The sequence below is a fragment of the Pedobacter sp. KBW01 genome, assembly GCF_003852395.1.
Taxonomy (GTDB): Bacteria; Bacteroidota; Bacteroidia; order Sphingobacteriales; family Sphingobacteriaceae; genus Pedobacter.
In genome coordinates this window covers 90424-111957 of record NZ_QAJQ01000027.1, presented here as the reverse complement: position 1 = coordinate 111957, position 21534 = coordinate 90424, and the positions used below count along the sequence as shown (strand labels likewise).

18 protein-coding genes are annotated in these 21534 nt (G+C 39.2%); 13 read left to right on the top strand and 5 right to left on the bottom strand.

Annotated elements, in window-relative coordinates; translation table 11 throughout:
• The first annotated feature begins 42 nt into the window (after nucleotides 1–42).
• The 5 genes from DBR40_RS22700 to DBR40_RS22680 all read left to right on the top strand — a co-directional run bounded on the left by DBR40_RS22700 (nucleotide 43) and on the right by DBR40_RS22680 (nucleotide 4463).
• The gene (locus DBR40_RS22700; protein ID WP_124562023.1) at nucleotides 43–1371 is read left to right on the top strand and encodes a flippase; all 1329 of its coding nucleotides are present in this window, start codon (nucleotides 43–45) and stop codon (nucleotides 1369–1371) included.
• A complete protein-coding gene (locus DBR40_RS22695; protein WP_124562022.1) occupies nucleotides 1368–2015 on the top strand; it encodes an FkbM family methyltransferase in 648 nt (215 codons plus the stop codon). Before DBR40_RS22700 ends, DBR40_RS22695 begins: the two co-directional genes overlap by 4 nt.
• Before the next feature lie 12 nt (nucleotides 2016–2027).
• Entirely contained in the window at nucleotides 2028–2789 is a 762-nt protein-coding gene (locus tag DBR40_RS22690) for a class I SAM-dependent methyltransferase (RefSeq protein WP_124562021.1), read from the top strand.
• A 180-nt stretch (nucleotides 2790–2969) separates the two neighbouring features.
• Nucleotides 2970–3887, top strand: a complete 918-nt coding sequence (locus DBR40_RS22685) for a glycosyltransferase (protein ID WP_124562020.1) — start codon at nucleotides 2970–2972, stop codon at nucleotides 3885–3887.
• Nucleotides 3888–4007: 120 nt separating this feature from the next.
• Nucleotides 4008–4463 (top strand): PA2169 family four-helix-bundle protein, encoded by a 456-nt coding sequence (locus DBR40_RS22680; RefSeq protein ID WP_124562019.1) that lies wholly within the window; start codon nucleotides 4008–4010, stop codon nucleotides 4461–4463.
• Between the two features lie 132 nt (nucleotides 4464–4595).
• On the opposite strand, the gene cphA is transcribed toward DBR40_RS22680, so the two are convergent.
• On the bottom strand, nucleotides 4596–7211 hold the full coding sequence (gene cphA, locus DBR40_RS22675; protein WP_124562018.1) for a cyanophycin synthetase: 2616 nt from the start codon (nucleotides 7209–7211) through the stop codon (nucleotides 4596–4598).
• Nucleotides 7212–7482: 271 nt separating this feature from the next.
• Between cphA and DBR40_RS22670 the strand changes: the two genes are divergently transcribed.
• From DBR40_RS22670 to DBR40_RS22655, 4 genes are all read left to right on the top strand, one after another.
• Nucleotides 7483–8379, top strand: a complete 897-nt coding sequence (locus tag DBR40_RS22670; RefSeq protein ID WP_233603962.1) for a cyanophycinase — start codon at nucleotides 7483–7485, stop codon at nucleotides 8377–8379.
• A 57-nt stretch (nucleotides 8380–8436) separates the two neighbouring features.
• Nucleotides 8437–9279 carry an isoaspartyl peptidase/L-asparaginase gene (locus DBR40_RS22665; RefSeq protein ID WP_124562017.1) on the top strand — a complete coding sequence of 281 codons (843 nt, stop codon included), beginning with the start codon at nucleotides 8437–8439 and terminating at the stop codon, nucleotides 9277–9279.
• A gap of 29 nt (nucleotides 9280–9308) precedes the next feature.
• A complete protein-coding gene (locus tag DBR40_RS22660; protein WP_124562016.1) occupies nucleotides 9309–9992 on the top strand; it encodes a hypothetical protein in 684 nt (227 codons plus the stop codon).
• Nucleotides 9993–10338: 346 nt separating this feature from the next.
• Nucleotides 10339–12513: a carboxy terminal-processing peptidase gene (locus tag DBR40_RS22655; RefSeq protein ID WP_233603961.1), complete on the top strand. Its 2175-nt coding sequence runs from the start codon at nucleotides 10339–10341 to the stop codon at nucleotides 12511–12513.
• Nucleotides 12514–12643: 130 nt separating this feature from the next.
• Here DBR40_RS22655 and DBR40_RS22650 read toward each other — a convergent pair whose 3' ends face one another.
• Entirely contained in the window at nucleotides 12644–13576 is a 933-nt protein-coding gene (locus DBR40_RS22650; protein ID WP_124562014.1) for an SPFH domain-containing protein, read from the bottom strand.
• Nucleotides 13577–13664: 88 nt separating this feature from the next.
• Here DBR40_RS22650 and DBR40_RS22645 point away from each other — a divergent pair, with 88 nt between their 5' ends.
• Nucleotides 13665–15707 carry a M13 family metallopeptidase gene (locus DBR40_RS22645; RefSeq protein ID WP_124562013.1) on the top strand — a complete coding sequence of 681 codons (2043 nt, stop codon included), beginning with the start codon at nucleotides 13665–13667 and terminating at the stop codon, nucleotides 15705–15707.
• A gap of 110 nt (nucleotides 15708–15817) precedes the next feature.
• Nucleotides 15818–16003 carry a hypothetical protein gene (locus DBR40_RS22640; RefSeq protein ID WP_124562012.1) on the top strand — a complete coding sequence of 62 codons (186 nt, stop codon included), beginning with the start codon at nucleotides 15818–15820 and terminating at the stop codon, nucleotides 16001–16003.
• A gap of 128 nt (nucleotides 16004–16131) precedes the next feature.
• Here DBR40_RS22640 and DBR40_RS22635 read toward each other — a convergent pair whose 3' ends face one another.
• The 3 genes from DBR40_RS22635 to DBR40_RS22625 form a co-directional block, all read right to left on the bottom strand.
• On the bottom strand, nucleotides 16132–16314 hold the full coding sequence (locus DBR40_RS22635; protein WP_124562011.1) for a hypothetical protein: 183 nt from the start codon (nucleotides 16312–16314) through the stop codon (nucleotides 16132–16134).
• A gap of 44 nt (nucleotides 16315–16358) precedes the next feature.
• Complete coding sequence (locus DBR40_RS22630) at nucleotides 16359–17348, bottom strand: CapA family protein (protein ID WP_233603960.1); 990 nt, start codon at nucleotides 17346–17348, stop codon at nucleotides 16359–16361.
• Nucleotides 17349–17669: 321 nt separating this feature from the next.
• The gene (locus DBR40_RS22625; protein ID WP_116252145.1) at nucleotides 17670–18227 is read right to left on the bottom strand and encodes a C40 family peptidase; all 558 of its coding nucleotides are present in this window, start codon (nucleotides 18225–18227) and stop codon (nucleotides 17670–17672) included.
• Between the two features lie 510 nt (nucleotides 18228–18737).
• On the opposite strand from DBR40_RS22625, the gene pdhA reads away from it, so the two are divergent.
• Nucleotides 18738–19733, top strand: a complete 996-nt coding sequence (gene pdhA / locus DBR40_RS22620; protein WP_124562009.1) for a pyruvate dehydrogenase (acetyl-transferring) E1 component subunit alpha — start codon at nucleotides 18738–18740, stop codon at nucleotides 19731–19733.
• 30 nt (nucleotides 19734–19763) lie between these two features.
• The gene (locus tag DBR40_RS22615) at nucleotides 19764–21410 is read left to right on the top strand and encodes a pyruvate dehydrogenase complex dihydrolipoamide acetyltransferase (RefSeq protein WP_124562008.1); all 1647 of its coding nucleotides are present in this window, start codon (nucleotides 19764–19766) and stop codon (nucleotides 21408–21410) included.
• Nucleotides 21411–21534: the final 124 nt, after the last annotated feature.

Sequence of the window (21534 nt, the reverse complement as noted above, 5' to 3'; positions counted from 1 at the left end):
AACATCGCGCTTAACGCACATTTTTTTCACATCTTTGCGTTGATGAAATTACCCGCCATAAAAGGTTTTGACGAAGAAGCATTTAACAAGTATTTTAAAAATACGGGTTGGTTAATGTTAGCCAGAGTTGGAAGTTTAGTAATCAAGATTTTAGCAGGATTTGCGATTACCAACTACTTAGGTAAGAATCAAAATGGTATTTTAAATTATCCGACAGCCTTTACAACATTCTTTGTCGCAGCTGCAGCTCTTGGCTTAGATGGATTTACAACCCGAGAACTGCTTCGTACACCAGAAAACAGAGATCGTTTATTAGGAACGGCCTTTTGGCTTAAGCTTTTAGGGGGAATTGCTATCGTTCCGCTAATATATTTTGCTTATACTTTTTGGAATGCAAACAGACCCATAGAAACGCCCTTGGTTTACGTACTCATTGTAGGACTTACGGGAATAACCCAAGCTTTTTACATAACCGACAGCTACTTTCAGTCTAAAGTTCAAGCCAAATATGTAATGCGCGTTCAGGTATTTGGAAATATTATCTCTGCAATAATAAAATTGATCTTTATATTCTTGAAATTAAGTGTTGGATGGTTTGTTTTTGCTCTATTACTTGATACCATAATTCTGGCCACTGGATATATCTATTTTTATCGTATAAAAGTTGGAAGCATTTTCAAATGGGTATTTGATTCTACACTCGCAAAATATCTTATCAAACACTCTTGGCCACTTGCACTGTCTGCGGTTCTCGTTTCAATATACATGAAAATAGATCAACTCATGGTAGAAAATTATCTGGGAACGGGTGCTTTAGGAATTTATTCAACTGTTGTACAGCTAAGTGAAAGCTGGTATTTCATCCCTGTTGCCATTGTAACTTCAGTATTTCCGGCAATAATGAATGCAAAGAGGGATAATCCAGAAAGATATATTAAGCGTTTGCAAAATATGTATGATCTAATGGTTTGGATAAGTTTGAGTGTAGCTATTTTCATGACTTTTGCTTCACCAATCATATACAGAATTGTTTACACGCCTGAATTTTGGGATGGTGCTCACGTATTAACGGTTCATGTCTGGGCGGGAATATTTGTTTTCTTAGGTAGTGCCAGCGGCCAATATCTGATTGCCGAAGGCTATACCAAATTATCTATGTTGCGCACTGGGATGGGGGCTTTAGCAAACATTATCTTAAACATCCTATGGATACCTAAATATGGCATAATGGGGGCTGCCCTGGCGACGCTGATTGCTTATTTTATAGCAACTTTTTTTATTTTATTAATCCCTAAAACCCGCCAACAGGGTATAATGATGTTAAAATCATTACTTTTGGTTACAGCATTTCAAAAAATATTTAAACGTTGAGTACTCTTAAAGCATTAACAACACTAATTGCCAAGCCAAACAGGCTTAAGGCATTATTATCATACGGACATAAAGGATACTTGAACAGCATTGGCTGGTTTATGGCCTTTGATAAAAAACAGGCCGTAGATGGAAACGGGAAGGCATTACCCTGGGTAACCTATTCTTTTATCGATTTCATTAAAGAAAGAATCAACAAAACGCAGCATATTTTCGAATATGGATCGGGCAGCTCTACGCTATTTTATGCAGAGCGCGCAGGTTCGGTTACATCGGTAGAGCACGATAAGGGTTGGTACGATAATGTAAAAAATACAAGCCCTGCCAATGCCGAAATGATATTCTGCCAGTTAGAAAAAGATGGCGAATACGCTAAAAAAGCAACCCTGCTTAACCGCAAATTCGATATCATTATTGTAGATGGCCGCGACCGCGTAAATTGCTGTAAATACAGTGTGGACGCTTTATCAGCAAACGGTGTTCTGGTTTTAGATGATAGCGAGCGTGAAGTTTACCAGCAAGCACGCGTACTTTTAAAAGCACAAGGTTTTAAAGAAATCAGTTTCAGCGGAATTTCGCCCGGCTTATTTTACGAAAAGGCTACTTCTGTTTTTTACAAGGAAAACAACTGTTTAGGTATTTAATCCTACTATGTTATGCTAAGCGAAGAAGTAAAAACGGCCTACGATAATTTTTATACCAATAGTGATGTAGCCTGGCGTATGCTCGGCGCCAAATATAAAGCGCAAAACATTGTTGAAGTTTGCAAAGGCATTAAACCTCAAAAAGTTTTAGAAGTTGGTGCTGGCGATGGCAGTATCTTACACTTTTTAAACGAATGGAGCTTCGCACCCGAGCTTTATGCTTTGGAAATTGCACAAAGTGGTGTCGATATCATTAAAGAACGCAACCTATCTAAACTGAAAGAAGTGCAAACCTTTGATGGCTATAAAATCCCTTATGAGGACGATGCTTTCGACCTAGTGATTTTGGCGCATGTTTTGGAACACGTAGAGCACGAACGCATCCTTATCCGCGAATTAAAACGGGTAGCGAAATATATCGTAGTAGAAGTACCCAAAGATTACCGGTTTGGCGTAGATCAACGCATGAAACACTTTTTGGATTATGGCCACATTAACATGTACACACCAACTTCGTTAAGATTTTTACTGCAAAGTGAAGGCCTGGAAATTTTAGCCGATAAAGTTTCTATGACGGCAACCGAAACTGTAAAATTTAATGAATTTATTAACCGCAAAGCCCCGAAAACCTTTACTAAAAACTTAAAAATAGAACTGGAATACCGCATTAAAAAAGCTTTAGGCAATTTACTGGGGAAGAAAAAACAAGAACAGTTTGCCAATGCGTACACCGTACTCACTCAAAAATCAGATTCTAACCTTCATATATTTTAGACAGTATTGCACGATAGCGAAATCGTCATTTCGAGCGTAGTAAAACGAATCCGAGAAATCTGTCTCGAGGTAGATCTCTCACAGCTCGAAGCAGGCGGGCGATTCACTGCGTTCCGGTCGAGATGACAAGGCGCAAAACGATTGTCCAATTTATTGATAGGTAATTGAAATAAAACAAACATGCAAAAACTTGCCCCCATAGCCCTTTTCGTTTATAACCGCCCGCAGCATACCGAGCGCACACTAAACTTTTTGCAACAGAATGAACTGGCAGCCGAAAGTCAGTTATTTATTTTTTCGGATGGGGCAAAAACTCCACAGGATGACGAAAAAGTTAAAGAGGTAAGGGCCATCATCAATAAAACCAAAGGTTTCAAATCCGTTAAAGTGATTGCGCGACAGGAAAATGCCGGTTTAGCCAATTCTGTAATTGCTGGTGTAAGTCAATTGGTTGACGAATATCATCAGGTAATTGTTCTTGAAGACGATCTGGTTACTTCGCCGCATATGTTAAGCTATTTTAACGATGCTTTAAACCGTTACCGCGACGAGGAAAAAGTAATGCATATCGGTGCATACATGTATCCCCTGGCAGCTGAAAAGCTCCCCCAATCGTTTTTTTATCGTGCTGCCACCAGCTGGGGATGGGCTACCTGGGGAAGGGCCTGGAAAAACTTCGAACCCGATATCAACCTTTTAATAAAACAGTTCGATAAGAAAAAGAGAAAAGCCTTTTCTATCGATCATACCATGAATTTCTGGAAACAAATGTTGGAATTTAAAAAAGGAAAAAACAATAGCTGGGCCATCAGGTGGTATGCTTCTATTTTTTTAAAAGGCGGCTTAACACTTAACCCTTCGCAATCCTTAGTCAACAATATCGGGCACGATGGAACCGGGGTACACTCGGGCATAAACGATATTTATAACGTAATTATCAACCCTAAACCCATAACAGAGTTTCCAACCTTAATTGCTGAAGACGCTAACGCATACAAATCAATAAAAGGATTTTTGGCCAAAAGGAAAGGAAATATGGTAACCCGCATCAGGCGTTTTGTTAAAGAAAAACTGACGCAGTACTTTTCTAAAAAATAGCTTTCTGTTACAAACATTGCCAAGCGTATAGCCTCTTGTTGTAAGCTATTTAAAAAATGACAAACCTTTTTTTAAACGGTCATGTTCTTTTTATACATCGAAACTATAAAAAATAAAAACATGAAAACAACAACAGCAACCGCAGAAGTATTAAACGATCTTGTCCAAATTAACAACGACCGCATTGAAGGTTACGAAAAAGGCCGCCAGGAGTTAAAAGATGGTGATGCCGATCTAAAATCACTTTTTCTCAATATGATTGGCGAAAGCCAGAAATATAAAATGGCTTTGGCAACTGAAGTATCGGCCTTAGGCGAAGACATTGAAACTGGAACGACCAATTCAGGCAAAATTTACCGGGTTTGGATGGATGTTAAAGCCATGTTTACCGGAAATGACCGCCAAACGGTTTTAAACAATTGCGAATTTGGCGAAGATGCTGCACAAAATGCTTATAAAATGGCTTTAGAGAGCGAAGATCTCCCTGCTAACATCAGAGAGCTGATTTCCGATCAAAAAGCATCGTTAAGAACCTCGCACGACGAAATTAAAAGACTGCGCGACGCACATGCCTAATTGAGTACTTATATAAAAACGAAAAACTCCCCTGGTTTATAACTGGGGGAGTTTTTTTCTGCATATTGCTAGAGAAGAGATTTCTCGACTCCGTTGCACTTCGCTCGAAATGACGATATTCGATGCGAAAAACTAAGCTTCCAATTCTTTATCCAAATGTTCGGTAACCCGCTGAATGGTATTATCGATCGTGTTGCTTAAAATGGTTAGATAAGAACCTTTTTTAGCGGTCTCAATTGCTATTTGCAAACACTCAGTACTTTTGTTATTGATAATAATTTCCTTGTTCGGATCAACTTCCTTAATCCCTTTCACCAGTAAATCTACCAATTCGTGCTGTGCACGTCCCCGAAGGTATTTCTCCTGACATACGTAAATTTTATCAAACATCTGAGCCGAAATGCGGGCTGTTTCTATAATATCAGCATCTCTTCTATCGCCGGTTGCCGAAATAATACCCACATGCTCGGTTGCTTCTACGCCTTGCAGGAAACCTTTAACGCCGTTAAAGCCATCAGGGTTATGTGCAAAATCTACCAGTACTTTAAAATCTTTGAATCTGAAAACGTTCATCCTTCCCGGCGTGTGTGCAGCAGAAGGAATAAAAGTCTCTAATGCCAGGCGGATATCTTCAGGTTTGTAGCCCCACAAATAAGTTGCCAATGTTGCAGCAAGCACATTCTGGATCATAAAATTTACCGAACCGCCAAAAGTTAGCGGAATATGGGTGGCTTTATCTACCCTTAATTTCCAGTCGCCGGTTTTTATGGTAATGTAACCATTCTCGTAAATAGCGGCAATGCCACCCTTTTTACAATGCTCTTTAACTACCGGATTATTTTCATCCATGCTAAAATAAGCCACATTACAGCGGGCATCTTTCGCTATGCGTACGCAATAACCGTTATCAGCATTTAGCACGGCCCAGCCCTTACGTCTAACCGCCCCGATAACAACTGCTTTTACGCGGGTTAAATCGTCGAGGTTATGGATATCAGAAATCCCCAGGTGGTCTTCCTGAATATTGGTTACCACGCCGATATCGCAGGCATTAAAACCTAATCCGGCTCTTAAAATTCCTCCACGGGCTGTTTCTAGTACTGCAAATTCTACCGTCGGGTCCTTTAAAATAAATTCAGCACTCACCGGCCCAGTGGTATCGCCTTTCATTAACATGGTATTGTGTACGTACACCCCATCACTGGTGGTAAAACCTACACGTTTACCATTACTGCGGATAATATGTGCAATTAAACGCGTAGTAGTGGTTTTTCCGTTTGTTCCGGTTACAGCGATAATTGGAATCTGTGATAGCTTTCCTTGCGGGTAAAGCATATCTATAACCGATGCAGCCACGTTTCGGGGTAAACCTTCGCTAGGCGCCAGGTGCATCCTGAATCCAGGTGCAGCATTTACTTCCAAAACAACACCTCCGTTTTCGGTTAATGGCTGGGTGAGGTTTTGCGCCATAATGTCTATCCCGCAAATATCAAGTCCAATTACCCTCGAAATCCTTTCGCAGATAAAAATATTTTGTGGATGTACAATGTCGGTTACATCGATAGATGTTCCCCCGGTACTCAAATTCGCTGTAGATTTTAAGTAAACAATCTCTCCTTTTTCAGGGATGGTTGCTAAAGTATATTCTTTCTTGGCCAATAAATCCAGTGTGTCACGATCAACCGCAATTTCGGTTAGCACATTCTCATGCCCGTAACCGCGGCGTGGATCTTCATTCTCCTTATCAATCAGTTCCTGAATAGTATGAATTCCGTTCCCCCTCACATGTGCCGGATCGCGTTGCGCAGCGGCGATTACTTTATGGTCGATTACCAATACACGAAAATCGTATCCGGTAACGAATTTTTCAATAATTACCCTTCTGGAATAAGTTTTGGCATATTCGAAAGCTGCTATCGCGGCTTCCATGGTTTTCACATTAATAGTTGCTCCCTTACCATGGTTACCATCCAAAGGTTTAAATACCAGTGGGAAACCCACTTTCTTAACCGAAGCTTCTAAATCATCGATATTTGAGATGGTTACCCCAGCTGCTACTGGAATGGCGGCTTCGGTAAGCAAGCGCTTGGTTTCCTCCTTGTTACTGGCAATATCTACGGCTATACTGCTGGTTTTTTCAGTCATGGTTGCCCTGAAACGTACCTGGTTTTTACCATAACCCAATTGCACCAACGAACTTTTATTCAGCCTAATCCACGGAATGCTTCTACTCACGGCCTCTTCTACAATAGAAGCGGTACTTGGACCCAGCGCCTCAAGCTCCCTGATCTCTTTCATCCGGCGGATATCATGCTCCAAATCGTACTCTTTGTTGTCGATAAGTGCTTCAGCAATCCGTACTGCTGCTTCAGCAGCATACACGCCCACTTTTTCTTCCAAATAGCTGAACACCACATTGTAAATTCCTTCGGTTTTGGTCATACGAGTTCTGCCAAAGCCAGTATCCATCCCCGCAAGGGTTTGAATTTCCAAAGCAATATGTTCAATTACGTGTCCCATCCAGGTGCCCTCTTTCACACGGGTAAAAAAGCCTCCCTCTACACCTTTAGAACAACGGTGGGTAAACATGCTGGGTAGCAATTTCTCAATCCTTTCGCTAAATCCTTCGATCACATTGGTTGGCTTCTGCTCCATATCCTCCAAATCCAAACGCATCTGAATTAGCTTTTTCCGGTTAATCGACCAAATGTTTGGCCCTCTTAATACTTGTATGTTTGATATCTTCATGTAATATTTTGCTCGCTTTTAATGTTAAACCAGGCTTTGGGGTGGCCAAATTTCTTCTCAATTTACAACATAAAATGCTGACTGTAAATTATGCATTTATTCTCAGAATAGCGCCTGCCTTTGGTTAAATCAATTTTAAAGGGTATTTGTTTTATTTTTAGGTACATGACTGTTAATTTTATGTTATATTATTTCAACCATTGTTAATAACTTAAATAATATTGACAAAAAAAGTCGCGTTTTTTATCATAAGCCTATATATTTGGATTTTTTGATATCAAATACACAAAAAATGGTTCCGGAAGGTAAACTCATCATTATTGGCGGTGCAATAAACACAGGCAGCTTTGCCGAAACTCAATTCGGATTGCCCGATAACATGAACTTTTTTGAGCGTGGAATTTTAAAGCGGATTACAACCGAATCTGCAAGAGATACCGAATCACGTTTCGAAATTATCACAACGGCATCATTAATGCCCGAAAAAGTAGGCGAAGAATACATAAAAGCTTACGCACAATTAGATGTACACAATGTTGGGGTATTAAATATCACCAACCGTGAAGAAGCCAACGCCGACGAAAACTACGAACGTATTAAAGCGGCAGAGGTAATTATTTTTACCGGCGGCGATCAGCTTCGCCTTTCATCTATTTTTGGTGGCACTAAAATTCATCAGCTCCTGCTCGAAAAATACAGAACCGAGCCAGTAGTTATTGCAGGTACATCGGCCGGAGCAGCAGCCAGTTCAAAAAACATGATTTACCAGGGCAGCAGTAAAGATGCCTTATTAAAAGGTGAGGTTAAAATTACCGGCGGACTTGGCTTTATTGATGATGTAATTGTAGACACACACTTTGTACAACGGGGCAGAATTGGCCGTTTATTATATGCAGCAGCTAGTAATCCGGGTATTTTAGGCATTGGCCTTGGCGAAGACACCGGTCTTTTCATTTCGGATGGCCACGTGATGGAAGCCATAGGCTCTGGTATGGTAATTTTAGTAGATGGCCGTACCATGGCCGACACCAATTTAACAGATGTTGAAATGGGACAACCGGTATCAATCAAGAACATGGTGGTGCATGTAATGTGCGATGGCGACGTTTACGACCTGAACGATCATAGTTTGGTTATCCAGCATCCAAAAGTAGCCCCGATAGCATAATTCAGTTGGCAATAATTGTTAACTTGATACAAAATCGTACTACTTGATCCTAACAAAATGAAACTAATTATACACGGAGGCTTTTTTAGCGAATCATCCACCAACCAGGAAACCAAAAAAGCGAAGCAAGATGCCCTCGCAGAAATTGTAAGCCTTGGCCATGCTTATTTGCAGCACCATACTGCTTTAGAAACCGTAGTTTACACCGTTGCCTTACTCGAAGATAACGAGCTTTTTAACGCGGGAATCGGTTCGCAAATTCAAAGCGATGGAAAGGTACGGTTAAGTTCGGCCTTAATGGATGGTAAAACTGAAAAATTTAGCGGTGTAATTAATGTTGAAGATATTAAAAATCCGATCAAAATTGCGCAAAACCTACTGACATATGATGACCGTGTTTTAAGCGGACAGGGTGCACAGGATTTTGCACGCAAAAACGGATTCGAATACTTTGATCCTATTACGGCTCAGCGCCAGGCAGAATACGAAGCCAAATTAAACCAAAAAAACAACAAAGGTACCGTTGGCTGCGTAGCCCTCGATGCAGATGGAAATATAGCCGCAGGTACTTCTACAGGAGGCAAAGGCTTCGAAATTCCCTGCCGTGTAAGCGATTCGGCTACAGTGGCGGGCAATTTTGCCAATGCCCATGCAGGTATTTCATGTACCGGTGTAGGCGAGGATATTGTAAGTGGCGCACTGGCCGCCAAAATTGTAACACGGGTTACTGATGGCTTTTCTTTAAAAAATGCTGCCGATAAATCTTTCGCCGAACTTAAAGCTTTTGATGGCTTTGCAGGCATTGTAGGCATATCTGCAGCCGGAGAAGTGTACCACTGCGATTCTCATCCATACATGGTTTGGGCATCTTTCGATGTTAATTTACAGGTATTTAGCTGAAATTAAATTTAAAGTATTATTTTTGTTGCATGACCAGGATTGTATTGGCTTTAATTGGCCTTTTTGCATCAGTACAACTACGAGCTCAAAATATCGACAAACCGGAAATTCAGGAACCAAACGGAGGTAACGCAATCAATATTGCCGTATCTAAATTTGAACTGGAAGATGGCAACTCTTTTTTTGAGGAAGCAGAAGATTTAGAGCGAAAAGGCGACTACAATGAAGCGCTAACCTTATTTGGCAAAGCAGCCTTCGAATACAATGCGGTAAAAAATTTTAACCGTTATGGCCAGGCTGTGATCAAAATGAGCACCATGCACTACCAGCTGGGCCGCTTTTCTGATGCCGAGCAAATCCTGCTAAATGTTGCCTTAAAGAATTACTCTAAAACCGGCAATAGGGCGGGAGTAATGAATACCTACAGCCTATTGGGCAAAGTTTATCTCGCCAATACCAAATACACCCAATCCATGTGGTTCTATACCCAACAGGGCATATTGGCTAAACAATTAAAAAGCAACAACTCCTACATCGAATCGATGCTGGGTATTGTGCAGGTTAAAATTAAAAAGAAAGATTTTAGCCTGGCCCTCCGCGACTTAAAATCGGCAGAGTGGTTTGCCAACTCTGTTAAAACAACCCAATATAAAGGCCAGATTAAAGACGCCAGGGATGTTATTGCCAGTAAAACTGCTGGAAAAAAAGGTTAACCACAGTTCCCTCAATTCTGATTATTTTAATCATCACAATCAACTTAGCCACTCCATTTTCGGCAAAACCGCCCGGAAACAGGCTAAAAAACGTGCTTCAAAAATAGAATTCGCGTCTAAACTGACCATTTATCGTCTGCAAATGGTCAAATTTCAATACTCAAATAAAACAAAAAATAAGCGTTAACGTTCTCCTATAGTTATTGTTAAATAAAAAGCTTTTAGCTAGATTTGATTAAGTTTTAACAAGAGACGGTAATAATGCTGTCTCTTTTTTGTTTTTTTGCTAAAATGGTATCATATTGGCTATATAGAATTGGAAATGGATTTTAAATCATTTAAAGAGATGTTAAGAAGAATATTTTTTGTAATTTTTACTGCAGCAGTACTTGCTTGTCATGCTGCACCTAAAACTCAGCCAATGGTTGAGGGTGTTACGAATGTGAAACCAGATGAGCAACAACAACTCGTTATTAAAGAAGTTGTTAATTTAATTGAGAGCTACAATTACAAAAAAATTCAGGTCAACGATTCTATATCTTCGCTTATTTTAGATAAGTATATCAAATCTTTAGACCCGGGAAGAAACTATTTCCTGGCTACCGATATCAAAGAATTTGAAAAATACAGATATACGCTTGATGATGACTTTAAAAACGGTGATTTAAGCGGTCCGTTTTACATCTATAACGTTTACGCAAAAAGATTAAATGAATACTTTACTTATTCTTTGGCGCAGATTAAAACCAAATTCGATTTTAACCAAACCGATAGCTACGTTTATGATCGCGAGAAAATGCCTTGGGCTACTACCTCAGCTGCTTTAAACGATACCTGGAAAAAACGTGTTAAATACGAACTGGTTAACTTAAACCTGGCCGGCACAACAGATACTAAAAACGTAGAAACTTTAACCAAACGTTACCAGAATTTACAATCGCAAACCTCGAAAACCAATAATCAGGATGTTTTCCAGATCCTGATGGATGCTTTTACCGAGTCTATAGATCCACATACTAATTATTTTGTGCCGGCAAGGGCTACAGAATTTAATGAGGAAATGTCGCGCTCGTTCGAAGGTATTGGTGCCCGTTTACAATTGGAAAACGAGGTAGTTAAAATTTCAGAAATTATTCCTGGTGGACCAGCCTTTAAAGGCAAACAATTAAGCGCTGGCGACAGGATTATTGCTGTAGCACAAGGCGATGGCGAGTTTGTTGATGTCATTGGCTGGAGACTTGACGTAACTGTAACCAAAATTAAAGGCCCTAAAGGAACCAAAGTACGTTTGAAAGTAATTCCTGTAGGAAAAGAAATGTCGTCTAAGCCAGTAATTATTGAGCTTGTAAGAGAGAAAATAATTCTTGAAGACCAATCGGCTAAGAAAAAAGTTAAAACCATTAACTCAAACGGTAAAGATTATAAAATTGGTATCATCTCATTGCCTGCATTCTATGCAGATTTTAAAGCCGCAAATGCAGGTGATAAAAACTACAAAAGCACCACCCGTGATGTAAGAAAATTGGTTGATTCTTTAAAAAACATCGATAAAGTGAATGCTATTGTATTGGATTTACGTGGAAACGGTGGTGGTTCTTTGGTTGAAGCCATTTCGTTAACCGGTTTATTTATCGATAAAGGCCCTGTTGTTCAGGTGAAAGATTTACGTGGTAAAATAGAAGTAGATGAGGATGAGAATAGCGGTGTAGCCTGGAATGGTCCATTTGGCGTAATGGTAGATCGTTTAAGCGCCTCTGCATCTGAAATTTTTGCCGGAGCGATTCAGGATTATGGTCGCGGTATTGTAATGGGCAGCCAAACCTATGGTAAAGGTACTGTTCAATCATCAATCGACTTAAACAAATTGGTAAACCCAAGCATGTTGCAAAGGGTAGCCGGATTAATAGCTAAAGATAAAACTGTTGGTACTTCTCCAAGTTCAGCCAACCCTGCCGATATTAACTTAGGCCAGATTAATTTAACCATGGCTAAGTTTTACCGAGTTGCGGGCAGCAGTACACAGCATAAAGGAGTAACACCTGATGTGGTTTTCCCTTCTGTGTACCCAATGGATAAAATTGGAGAAGATACTGAGCCATCTGCCCTGCCATGGGATGTGATTGCAAGCTCTAACTTTAAACCAGTAGCCAATTTAGCTGCTGTTAAGGCGCAACTGATTAAAAACAGTGAGCAACGCATTGCCAGTTCGTTAGATTTTAAATACCTGAAACAAGATATTGCCGAGCTGAAAAAACGTGATGCTGAAACTTCAGTAACCTTGAACGAAGCTAAGCTTAAAGCAGAGCGCGATGCACAGGAAGCTAAATCGCTTGCCAGACAAAACGAATTAAGAGCATTGAGAGGCTTGCCAGCAATTAAAAAAGGGGATAAAATTACGAAACAAGATGCTTTCGATTTTATTGAAGATGAATCATTAAAAGTAATGGGCGATTTTATGCAACAATCGGGTAATTATGTAATGAACCTAGGTATCCCTGCTGCAGAAAAAATAAATAAATAAGTAGTAATACTTAATCATAAAAAAGCCTATCAGATGTAAAATTCTGATAGGCTTTTTTTATTGAAATAAAATTGAAAAATCAGGATAAAACCTGGATATCTAAAGTGTTTTCACTTGTTAACTTTGAGTTTTAAGCCTTTTTAGCATTATTTTGCGATTGTTGCATCGCCATCATTTCTTTCATGGTTTTATTCATGCCTTCAGTGCTTCCATCTAAAAAGATCACATTACCTTCGCTATACTCAGCAAATTGTTTAATTGCCTCTGTCCACATGGTGAATAAAATTACCGAGGTATCTAAATTGGCTTGTTGCATTTCGTGTGCTGCATTGGTCATACCCTTTGCTACCTCTTCTCTAAACAAGGCAATACCCTGACCACGTAACTGGGCAGCTTCGCGTTCGGCAGTAGCAGCAATTTTAATGGCGTTACCATCTGCTTCAGCAGCCTTGGTTTTAGTAATCAATAAAGCCTGACCCTCGTTTTCTGCGGCCGCTTTTAAGTTATTAGATGCCACTACGCGGCTCATTGAGCGCATAATTTCTTCATCAAAAGTAATATCATTTAACTGAAGATCCTGGAGGTGATACCCCCAGCCATCTAAAACCTGGTCAATCTGCTCTTTAACATGTAGTACAATTTCATTACGCTGCGCCAATACATTGGCTTGCTTTTGTGTAGCCACGTAAGCCCTTATCGAACCTTCAATGGTTCTAATCAATGCTTGCATTAAGTTTGTAGCATCAACGAATTTAAAAGCCACATTTTTGATGGTCTCTTCGTCCTGGTTAATTACCGAATACAAAAGCATGGCTTTAAAGTATACATTAGCCTGATCTTGCGTAACTGCCTGGAAAGATAATTCTACAGAGCGGTTCTGGATTGAGATACGGGAGTAAATCTGTTCAATTAATGGAATTTTAAAGTTTAGTCCTGGTCTTAGCAGTCTTTGATATTTACCAAAAACGGTTACAACCGCTATTGTTCCCTGTTTAACGGTTACAAATGAGCTTAACAGGATAATTACCCCGAGCGCTATGAGAATGTAAAGTGTGTATTGCATAATTAGATTTTTTTATGAAGTTATAAAAATTCATACAAACTCCATCAGGCATTTTGTAGCTTTAAGTTTTCTAACTAACTTATTAACAATGAAAATTAAACTAATCTTTGCTGCTGCCGGCTCTTTACTGTTTGCTGCGTGCCAAAATAAACAACATCAAGATGCGGATGTTGTGACTAACCGCTCTGAATTTTTTGATAAAGCTGGGATGGACACTACGGTAAAACCCGGGGATAATTTTTTCTTATATGCCAATGGTAAATGGATAAAAAACACCGAAATCCCAAAAACAGAAACCGGTTGGGGCTCATTTTATACGCTATATAACGACAACCTTAAAAATCTGAATAAGATTCTCGAAAATGCTTCGACAGCAGGTGCGACAAAAGGGAGTGTAGAACAAAAAGTGGGCGATTTTTACGCCAGTGGTATGGATACATTGACCATAGAAAAATTAGGTATTGATCCCATAAAACCACTTTTGGCTAAAATAGATGGCATTAAAAATGATAAAGATTTAATCAGTTTTATTGCTGATGGCTATAAAAAAGGGGAAGGAGATTTATTGGGATTTAGTGTAGATCCGGACGATAAATTAAGTACAAAAAACGCATTATCATTTTCACAAGCCGGCTTAACCTTGCCTGATCGGAGTTATTACTTAGAACAAGATGAAAAGGCAAAGAAAATCAGAGCTGAGTACACCAAATACATCACAAAAATTTTTAGCCTGGCAGGCGATTCGGTAAATGCAGCCAAATACGCTGAAAATATTTTAAAACTTGAAACAAGCATTGCCCAATCGCATTCTACCCCGGTTCAATTACGTGATCCACAGAAAAACTATAATAAAATGACAGTGGCTGATTTTCAGAAACAGACCCCAAACATCGAATGGACATCTGTTTTGAGCAAATTGGGCACTAAAACTGATACTGTTATTGTTCGACAGCCAAAATACTATCAGGCTTTATCAGCACTGGTAAAAAGTCAGCCAATAGAAATCTGGAAGGAAAAGCTAAAATTTGATGCTTTAAGCAGATCTGCAAATTCATTTACCAAGAAGTTCAGAGATGCTAAATTCGACTTCTTCTCTAAAACACTTTATGGACAGCAAGCCCCTACCGAAAGGTGGAAAGCCATTGTAAATGCTACAGATCGAAGTCTGGGCGAGCTTTTGGGCCAATTATACGCCGAGAAATATTTCAAGCCTGAAGCCAAAGAACGCATGTTAACTTTGGTAAACAATTTACAAAAAGTGTATGCAGAAAGAATCCAGAAAGTAGACTGGATGACAGTGGAAACCAAAAAGAAGGCATTAGAAAAATTAAACGCATTTATTAAAAAAATCGGCTATCCAGATAAGTGGAAAAAATATGACGATGTTGAAGTTTCGAAAAATACTTATTATGCAAATCTCCAATCGGCAAATAAACATGCTTATAAAGAAATGATCGATAAGCTGGGTAAAAATGTCGATAAAACAGAATGGGGCATGACACCGCCAACTGTTAATGCCTATTACAATCCATCTTTTAATGAAATTGTTTTCCCTGCGGGCATCCTACAGTTTCCTTTCTTTGATTTTGCTGCAGATGACGCCATTAATTACGGTGCAATTGGTGCGGTAATCGGACACGAGATGACACATGGCTTTGATGATCAGGGCCGCCAGTACGATGCTGCAGGTAACTTAAAAGAATGGTGGACCAAAGCCGATGCGGATCAATTTAAAGTTAAAGCAGGTAAAGTAGAAGCCTTTTATAACAATTTCACTTTGCTTGATAACCAACATGTAAACGGATCGCTAACGCTAGGCGAAAACCTGGCTGATATTGGCGGACTAAATATTGCATATGATGCATTTAAACTAACCGAACAAGCAAAAGGCGATAAAAAAATTGATGGCTTTACACCCGATCAACGTTTCTTTTTAAGTTTTGCCCAGGTATGGAGAATTAAAGATCGCGACGAAAGTATGCGCGTACGCTTAAAAACCGATCCGCATAGTCCGGAAATGTTCCGTGTAAATGGCCCTGTTTACAACATGGAGGCCTTCTATAAAGCATTTAATATTCCTGCCACGGCAAAAATGTATGTTGCGCCCGCAAACAGATTAGGTGTGTGGTAAGTAAAGATTTTAGTTAAGAAAGTAAAAAGTCCATTTCAATTCAAGAAATGGACTTTTTTATTGGGTTAAAACAAAAAGGTTTATTTTTTTGTCTTATCTAAAAAAAAATCATGAACGTAAAACGAACTTTTGGGACCATATTAACCATTTTGGGTATTATCGGCTTAATTTACGCTGGATATGGCTTTGTTAACCACAGTCAAAACAGCAGAGGCTTGCTGGTTTATGGAATAATCGGATTGATTTTCTTTGTATCCGGAATTGGATTGGTAAAGAATACAAAGGATGAGAGTTAGGTTACCCCTTCCTTCTAAATTTTCTCGATAAAACAAATAAGAGAATTGCCGCACCTACAGCAAGTGCTAAATAAATGCCCTCTTTAAAATTATCGGTTTGGTTTACCTGCAAAATAATAGCAAGCATATTATTGTTTCTTTTTTTGTTTAATGATTTGATATTGACTAAAAGCCACTAAACAACCCGCCAGAATAATAACTCCGGCCGACAACAAGTTCTTCGGGTTTTGGTTAATATAATATGCAGCAGCCAGTACCAGCATCGCAGCTGCAATGCCAATAATGTAATGAAGTATTAGTCCCTTTTTCATACAGCAAATATTCTGAAATAAACTGAGATTGATGTCGGAGAAAATTAATCTTTTAAACTGATTTTATTATTCTCGAATTTTAGCTGATGACCAATAAAATCAATATCTGTTAATTCCTTAATCCGCTTAAAAGCCCTATGGTTATCATCAATGGTTAAGCGGTTAACTTTATCCTGCTGAACAGATACCACATCAGCGTACAGAAAATCGCCCTTTGCGTTAATCTTAAGCTGAAGTAGAGGCGCAATTCCGTTATTACCTTTTAAGCTGAACATGCCATAAGTACAGAAATTACCCAAACTGTAGGCGATAAATTTGTTTTTATACACCTCAACTGCCCGGGTTACATGCGGACCATGTCCCAAAACCACATCGGCACCAGCATCAATTACCGCATGTGCAAAAGCATAAACATTGCCTCTGTTTTCTCTGTAAAAGATTTCATTTTTGCGTGGCACATGTTCAAAACGGGCACCTTCGCCACCACCGTGAAAAGACACAATTACAATATCGGCCATAGTTTTTAAGCGCGATACCAGTGCCTTAGCACTATCAATCTTATTTATAGATACCGTATTTTCGTTCGGGGCAAAAGCACAAAACGCATATTTAACACTGTCTTTTTCAAAAATTTGGAAGGGCTTGTTTACCTGTCCGGCGTAATGAATCTGTAAGGAATCTAAAATCCGTGCAGTATTTTTTCTTCCCCTTGCATCAAAATCGCCTACATGGTTATTGGCAATGCTCAGTACATTAAACCCTGCTTTTTTATAGATCGCGGCATAACGTTCGGGCATCCTGAAAGCGTAACAGCTATTTGGGTTAATGCCATTGCATTTATTAGAGTTCCCCGAATTCAGGAAACAACCTTCCAGGTTTCCAAAAACAATATCTCCTTTAAGCAAACTATCTACAGCCTGAAAGCTATTTACAGCATCATCGGAAGGAAGGTTCATTTTTGAAGGGAAAGCCGACCCCAGCATAATATCGCCAACAGCAGTGATTGAAATCGTATCTTTTAACTTTCTAATCACCGTATCTTGTTTGACTGCAGGCGTAGTAATAACCTGAGCATTGTTGCTGGTACAACTGATTAAAATTATAAGAACAAAGGGAAAAATTAAGATTGTGTTAATGAGCTTCATTAGGTCTTTATTGTAGTCGTCATCTCGACTGGAACCTAGAGATCTAATCTCAACTGGTTTCCCGAATACGTTTCACCCGATAGCTATCGGGTTCGCTCGAAATGACGGCTTGGGTTGTAGTAAACAAAAAATCCTCCAAAATTTCTTCGGGAGGACTGTATATTTTAAGCTTTGAGAATTATAAACTGATAACTGTAAACTGCGATCTGATTATTCTACCGTAAATTCCTTCTTAAACGATTCCAGTACACGCCCGCCCTTGTAAAAATAACGGCTGTAATAAGGCTCGTTCAGGTTACTGATTACTACTCCACGAGAACTTGATGCATGTGCAAACCTGTTATCGCCCAGGTAAATACCAACATGTGAAATACTTCTGCTTTTGATCTTAAAGAAAACCAGATCACCTTCTTTTAAATCTTCTTTAGATAAGGGATCAACCATGCTAAAAATATCGCGAGAATTTCTTCTGATAGTAGTGTTGAAAACTTTATCGTAAATCGCTTTAGTAAAAGCAGAGCAATCAATGCCTCTTTTAGTATTTCCGCCATAACTATATGGCGTTCCGATCCATTCGTATATAAATTTGTATAGCTTTAAATTCGAAGTCGCATCTACTGCAACACCCATTACTTGCGAGAAATACTGCGATGCAAGATTATCAGGGTCATTTAATTCTTTACCAGATTCTTTTGTTTTAGTTTGCGCAAATGCTGCTGAGAACGTGCAAATAGCGATTAGAGTAGAAAACAAAAATTTTTTAATCATGTTATACAGTTATGTTTGGGTATTCACTTACACATTAACGTACACCACATGGGCTTATTGTTGGTTGCCAAAAGTATTAATTATACAAATGTTATCCAAATGTTAGATGTTAAAAAGTAAAAGTTATTAACATTTCTGTTTTAATACGCTCCTTTTTAAGTTAAATAATTGCTAGAAAATCATCTTTTGTCACAAAAATTTTTCTTTTCTAAAGCCTGGCTTAAAAGCAAAAAGTGGCAATATTTTAAATTATGTAAATAATGGCATACGCAAAATTAAATTTTAGAATAATTTAATTCCAGATTACGATAAAGGGCGTTGTTTTAATTATAAAAAATCAGCTATAAATCTTTCTAAAAACAGAAAAGGCGATTCCCAATCATATTCAATTGTAAAACAAGTGTTAAATGTAATTTTATGGCCGGGAATATGATGTTTTTACACTCGAAAGTGCCAAAAATTACAATAAAAAAATTAGATTTGCTGTCGCAAAAAAACAAATACCCTAAAATGAGTGCAGTAGAAATAAATAAAGATACCTGGTTAAAGTGGTTTGAGTCGATGTTGCTGATGCGCAAGTTCGAAGAAAAAACTGGCCAGTTATATGGACAACAAAAAATACGTGGCTTTTGTCATTTATACATTGGACAAGAAGCTGTAGTTGCAGGTGCAATATCTGCGATGCAAAAAGGCGATTCGATGATTACAACTTACCGTGATCATGCTCATGCTTTGGCTTTAGGCGTTAGTGCAGATAGCATTATGGCCGAAATGTATGGTAAAGCTACCGGCTGTTCTAAAGGTAAAGGTGGTTCAATGCACATGTTCAGTAAAGAGCATAACTTTTATGGTGGCCACGCCATTGTTGGAGGTCAGATTCCACTAGGTGCTGGTGTTGCTTTTGCAGAAAAATATAAAGGAACAGATAATGTTAACATTTGTTACATGGGCGATGGCGCTGTACGTCAGGGTGCATTAAACGAAACGTTTAACATGGCCATGTTGTGGAAACTACCTGTAGTTTTTGTTTGCGAAAACAATGGTTACGCAATGGGTACTTCGGTACAACGTACTACCAACATGACCGATATTTATAAAATTGGTTTAGGTTTCGATATGCCTTGTGCTCCTGTTGACGGAATGGATCCTGTTGCAGTTCACAATGCAATGGACGAAGCCATTCAACGTGCGCGTAAAGGTGAAGGACCAACTTTCTTAGAAATGAGAACTTACCGTTACCGTGGGCATTCAATGTCAGATCCGGCAAAATACCGTACTAAAGAAGAGTTAGAAGATTATAAAGCAAAAGATCCTGTTGAGTTTGCAAGAGAAACTATTTTGAAAGAAAAGTATGCAGACCAGGCCTGGATTGAAGAAGTAGAAGCTAAAGTTAAAGCTACGGTAGATCAGGCAGTGAAATTTGCTGAAGAATCTCCTTGGCCAGAGGCATCTGAGTTATACAAAGATGTATATGTAACTGAGAACTACCCTTACGTAATGGACTAATATTAATAAGATTTCAATTAATTAGATATAATGGCTGATGTAATTAAAATGCCCAAAATGAGCGACACCATGACCGAAGGGGTTTTGGCGAAGTGGCATAAAAAAGTGGGCGATAAAGTGAAAAGCGGCGATGTTTTGGCAGAAGTAGAAACTGACAAGGCAACAATGGATATGGAATCTTATTGGGATGGCACCCTTTTATACGTCGGTGTAGAAGAAGGTCAGGCTGTTCCTGTTGATGCCATCATGGCCGTTATTGGTAAAGAAGGTGAAGATTATAAAGCAGCTTTAGCTGCTGAGCAAAGTGCCGAAGCCCCTAAAGCAGAAAGCGAAGCTCCAAAAGCTGAAGCACCAAAAGAAGAAGCCGCTCCTGCTCAGGGTGGTGGATTAAGCGAAGAAGAATTAGCAGCAAAAGGTGTAACGGTAATCCGTATGCCTTTGTTAAGCGATACCATGACTGAAGGCGTAATTGCTGAATGGCATAAAAAAGTTGGTGATAAAGTAAAAGATGATGATGTTTTAGCTGATGTAGAAACCGATAAGGCAACTATGGAGGTTATGGGTTATGCAACCGGTACTTTATTACACATCGGTGTTGAAAAAGGTTCGGCAGCAAAAGTTAACGGCATTATTGCTATTGTTGGCCCTGAAGGTACTGATGTTAGCGGTATTTTAGCTGGCGGTACTACTGCGCCAAAAGCTGCCGCTGAAGCTCCGAAAGAAGAAAAACTAGCAACAACTGCTGCTGCTAGTTCATCTGCACCAGTTGCCGAAAGTTCATCATCTGATAGCCGCGTTAAAGCATCTCCGTTAGCGAAGAAAATCGCTAAAGATAAAGGAATCGATTTATCGCAGGTTTCGGGTAGTGCTGAAGGTGGCCGTATCATTAAAAAAGATATCGAAAACTTCAAACCATCGGCTGCTCCTCAGGCAGAAGCTCCGAAGGCAGGAAGTGCACCAGTTGCAGCGCCAGTAATTCCAACTTTTGTTGGTGAAGTTAAATTTACTGAAGCACCTGTTTCGCAAATGCGTAAAGTTATTGCAAAACGTTTAGCTGAAAGCTTATTTACTGCTCCACACTTCTATTTAACAATAAGCATTGACATGGATAACGCAATGGCTGCACGTACGGCAATCAATGCAGTTGCTCCAGTTAAAGTTTCTTTCAACGATATCGTTATTAAAGCGGTAGCTGTTGCATTGAAAAAACACCCAGCTGTTAACTCATCATGGGGTGGCGATAAAATCCGTTTCAACGAGCACACCAACATTGGTGTAGCTATGGCTGTTGAAGATGGTTTATTGGTACCTGTTGTGCGTTTTGCAGATGGTAAATCTTTATCACATATCTCTGCAGAAGTTAAAGATTTTGGTGCTAAAGCTAAAGCTAAAAAATTACAACCGGCGGATTGGGAAGGTTCTACTTTCACCGTTTCGAACTTAGGTATGTTTGGTATTGATGAGTTTACCTCAATTATCAACTCTCCTGATGGTGCAATTTTATCAGTTGGTGCTATCCAAGCCGTTCCTGTTGTTAAAAATGGTGCTGTTGTTCCAGGCAACGTAATGAAGTTAACTTTAGGTTGCGATCACCGTGTGGTTGATGGTGCAACCGGAGCAGCTTTCTTACAAACTTTAAAAGGTTTATTGGAAGAGCCAATCAGATTATTAGCATAATCAGTTTTCAAAACTGAAAAAATAAATTAAAGCCATCCCTAACCGGGGTGGCTTTTTTGCTTTAGGCCTGATCTATAAAATGACGTTTAATTTATTATTTTTGGTTAAACACTAACTTAAACCA

Bases quoted from the DNA above. Each gene is read 5' to 3' on its own strand.
- DBR40_RS22700 (WP_124562023.1), top strand. From the start codon at position 43: ATGAAATTACCCGCCATAAAAGGTTTTGACGAAGAAGCATTTAACAAG.
- DBR40_RS22690 (WP_124562021.1), top strand. From the start codon at position 2,028: ATGCTAAGCGAAGAAGTAAAAACGGCCTACGATAATTTTTATACCAAT.
- DBR40_RS22685 (WP_124562020.1), top strand. From the start codon at position 2,970: ATGCAAAAACTTGCCCCCATAGCCCTTTTCGTTTATAACCGCCCGCAG.
- DBR40_RS22680 (WP_124562019.1), top strand. From the start codon at position 4,008: ATGAAAACAACAACAGCAACCGCAGAAGTATTAAACGATCTTGTCCAA.
- cphA (WP_124562018.1), bottom strand. From the start codon at position 7,211: ATGAAGATATCAAACATACAAGTATTAAGAGGGCCAAACATTTGGTCG.
- DBR40_RS22665 (WP_124562017.1), top strand. From the start codon at position 8,437: ATGAAACTAATTATACACGGAGGCTTTTTTAGCGAATCATCCACCAAC.
- DBR40_RS22660 (WP_124562016.1), top strand. From the start codon at position 9,309: ATGACCAGGATTGTATTGGCTTTAATTGGCCTTTTTGCATCAGTACAA.
- DBR40_RS22655 (WP_233603961.1), top strand. From the start codon at position 10,339: ATGTTAAGAAGAATATTTTTTGTAATTTTTACTGCAGCAGTACTTGCT.
- DBR40_RS22650 (WP_124562014.1), bottom strand. From the start codon at position 13,576: ATGCAATACACACTTTACATTCTCATAGCGCTCGGGGTAATTATCCTG.
- DBR40_RS22645 (WP_124562013.1), top strand. From the start codon at position 13,665: ATGAAAATTAAACTAATCTTTGCTGCTGCCGGCTCTTTACTGTTTGCT.
- DBR40_RS22640 (WP_124562012.1), top strand. From the start codon at position 15,818: ATGAACGTAAAACGAACTTTTGGGACCATATTAACCATTTTGGGTATT.
- DBR40_RS22635 (WP_124562011.1), bottom strand. From the start codon at position 16,314: ATGAAAAAGGGACTAATACTTCATTACATTATTGGCATTGCAGCTGCG.
- DBR40_RS22625 (WP_116252145.1), bottom strand. From the start codon at position 18,227: ATGATTAAAAAATTTTTGTTTTCTACTCTAATCGCTATTTGCACGTTC.
- pdhA (WP_124562009.1), top strand. From the start codon at position 18,738: ATGAGTGCAGTAGAAATAAATAAAGATACCTGGTTAAAGTGGTTTGAG.
- DBR40_RS22615 (WP_124562008.1), top strand. From the start codon at position 19,764: ATGGCTGATGTAATTAAAATGCCCAAAATGAGCGACACCATGACCGAA.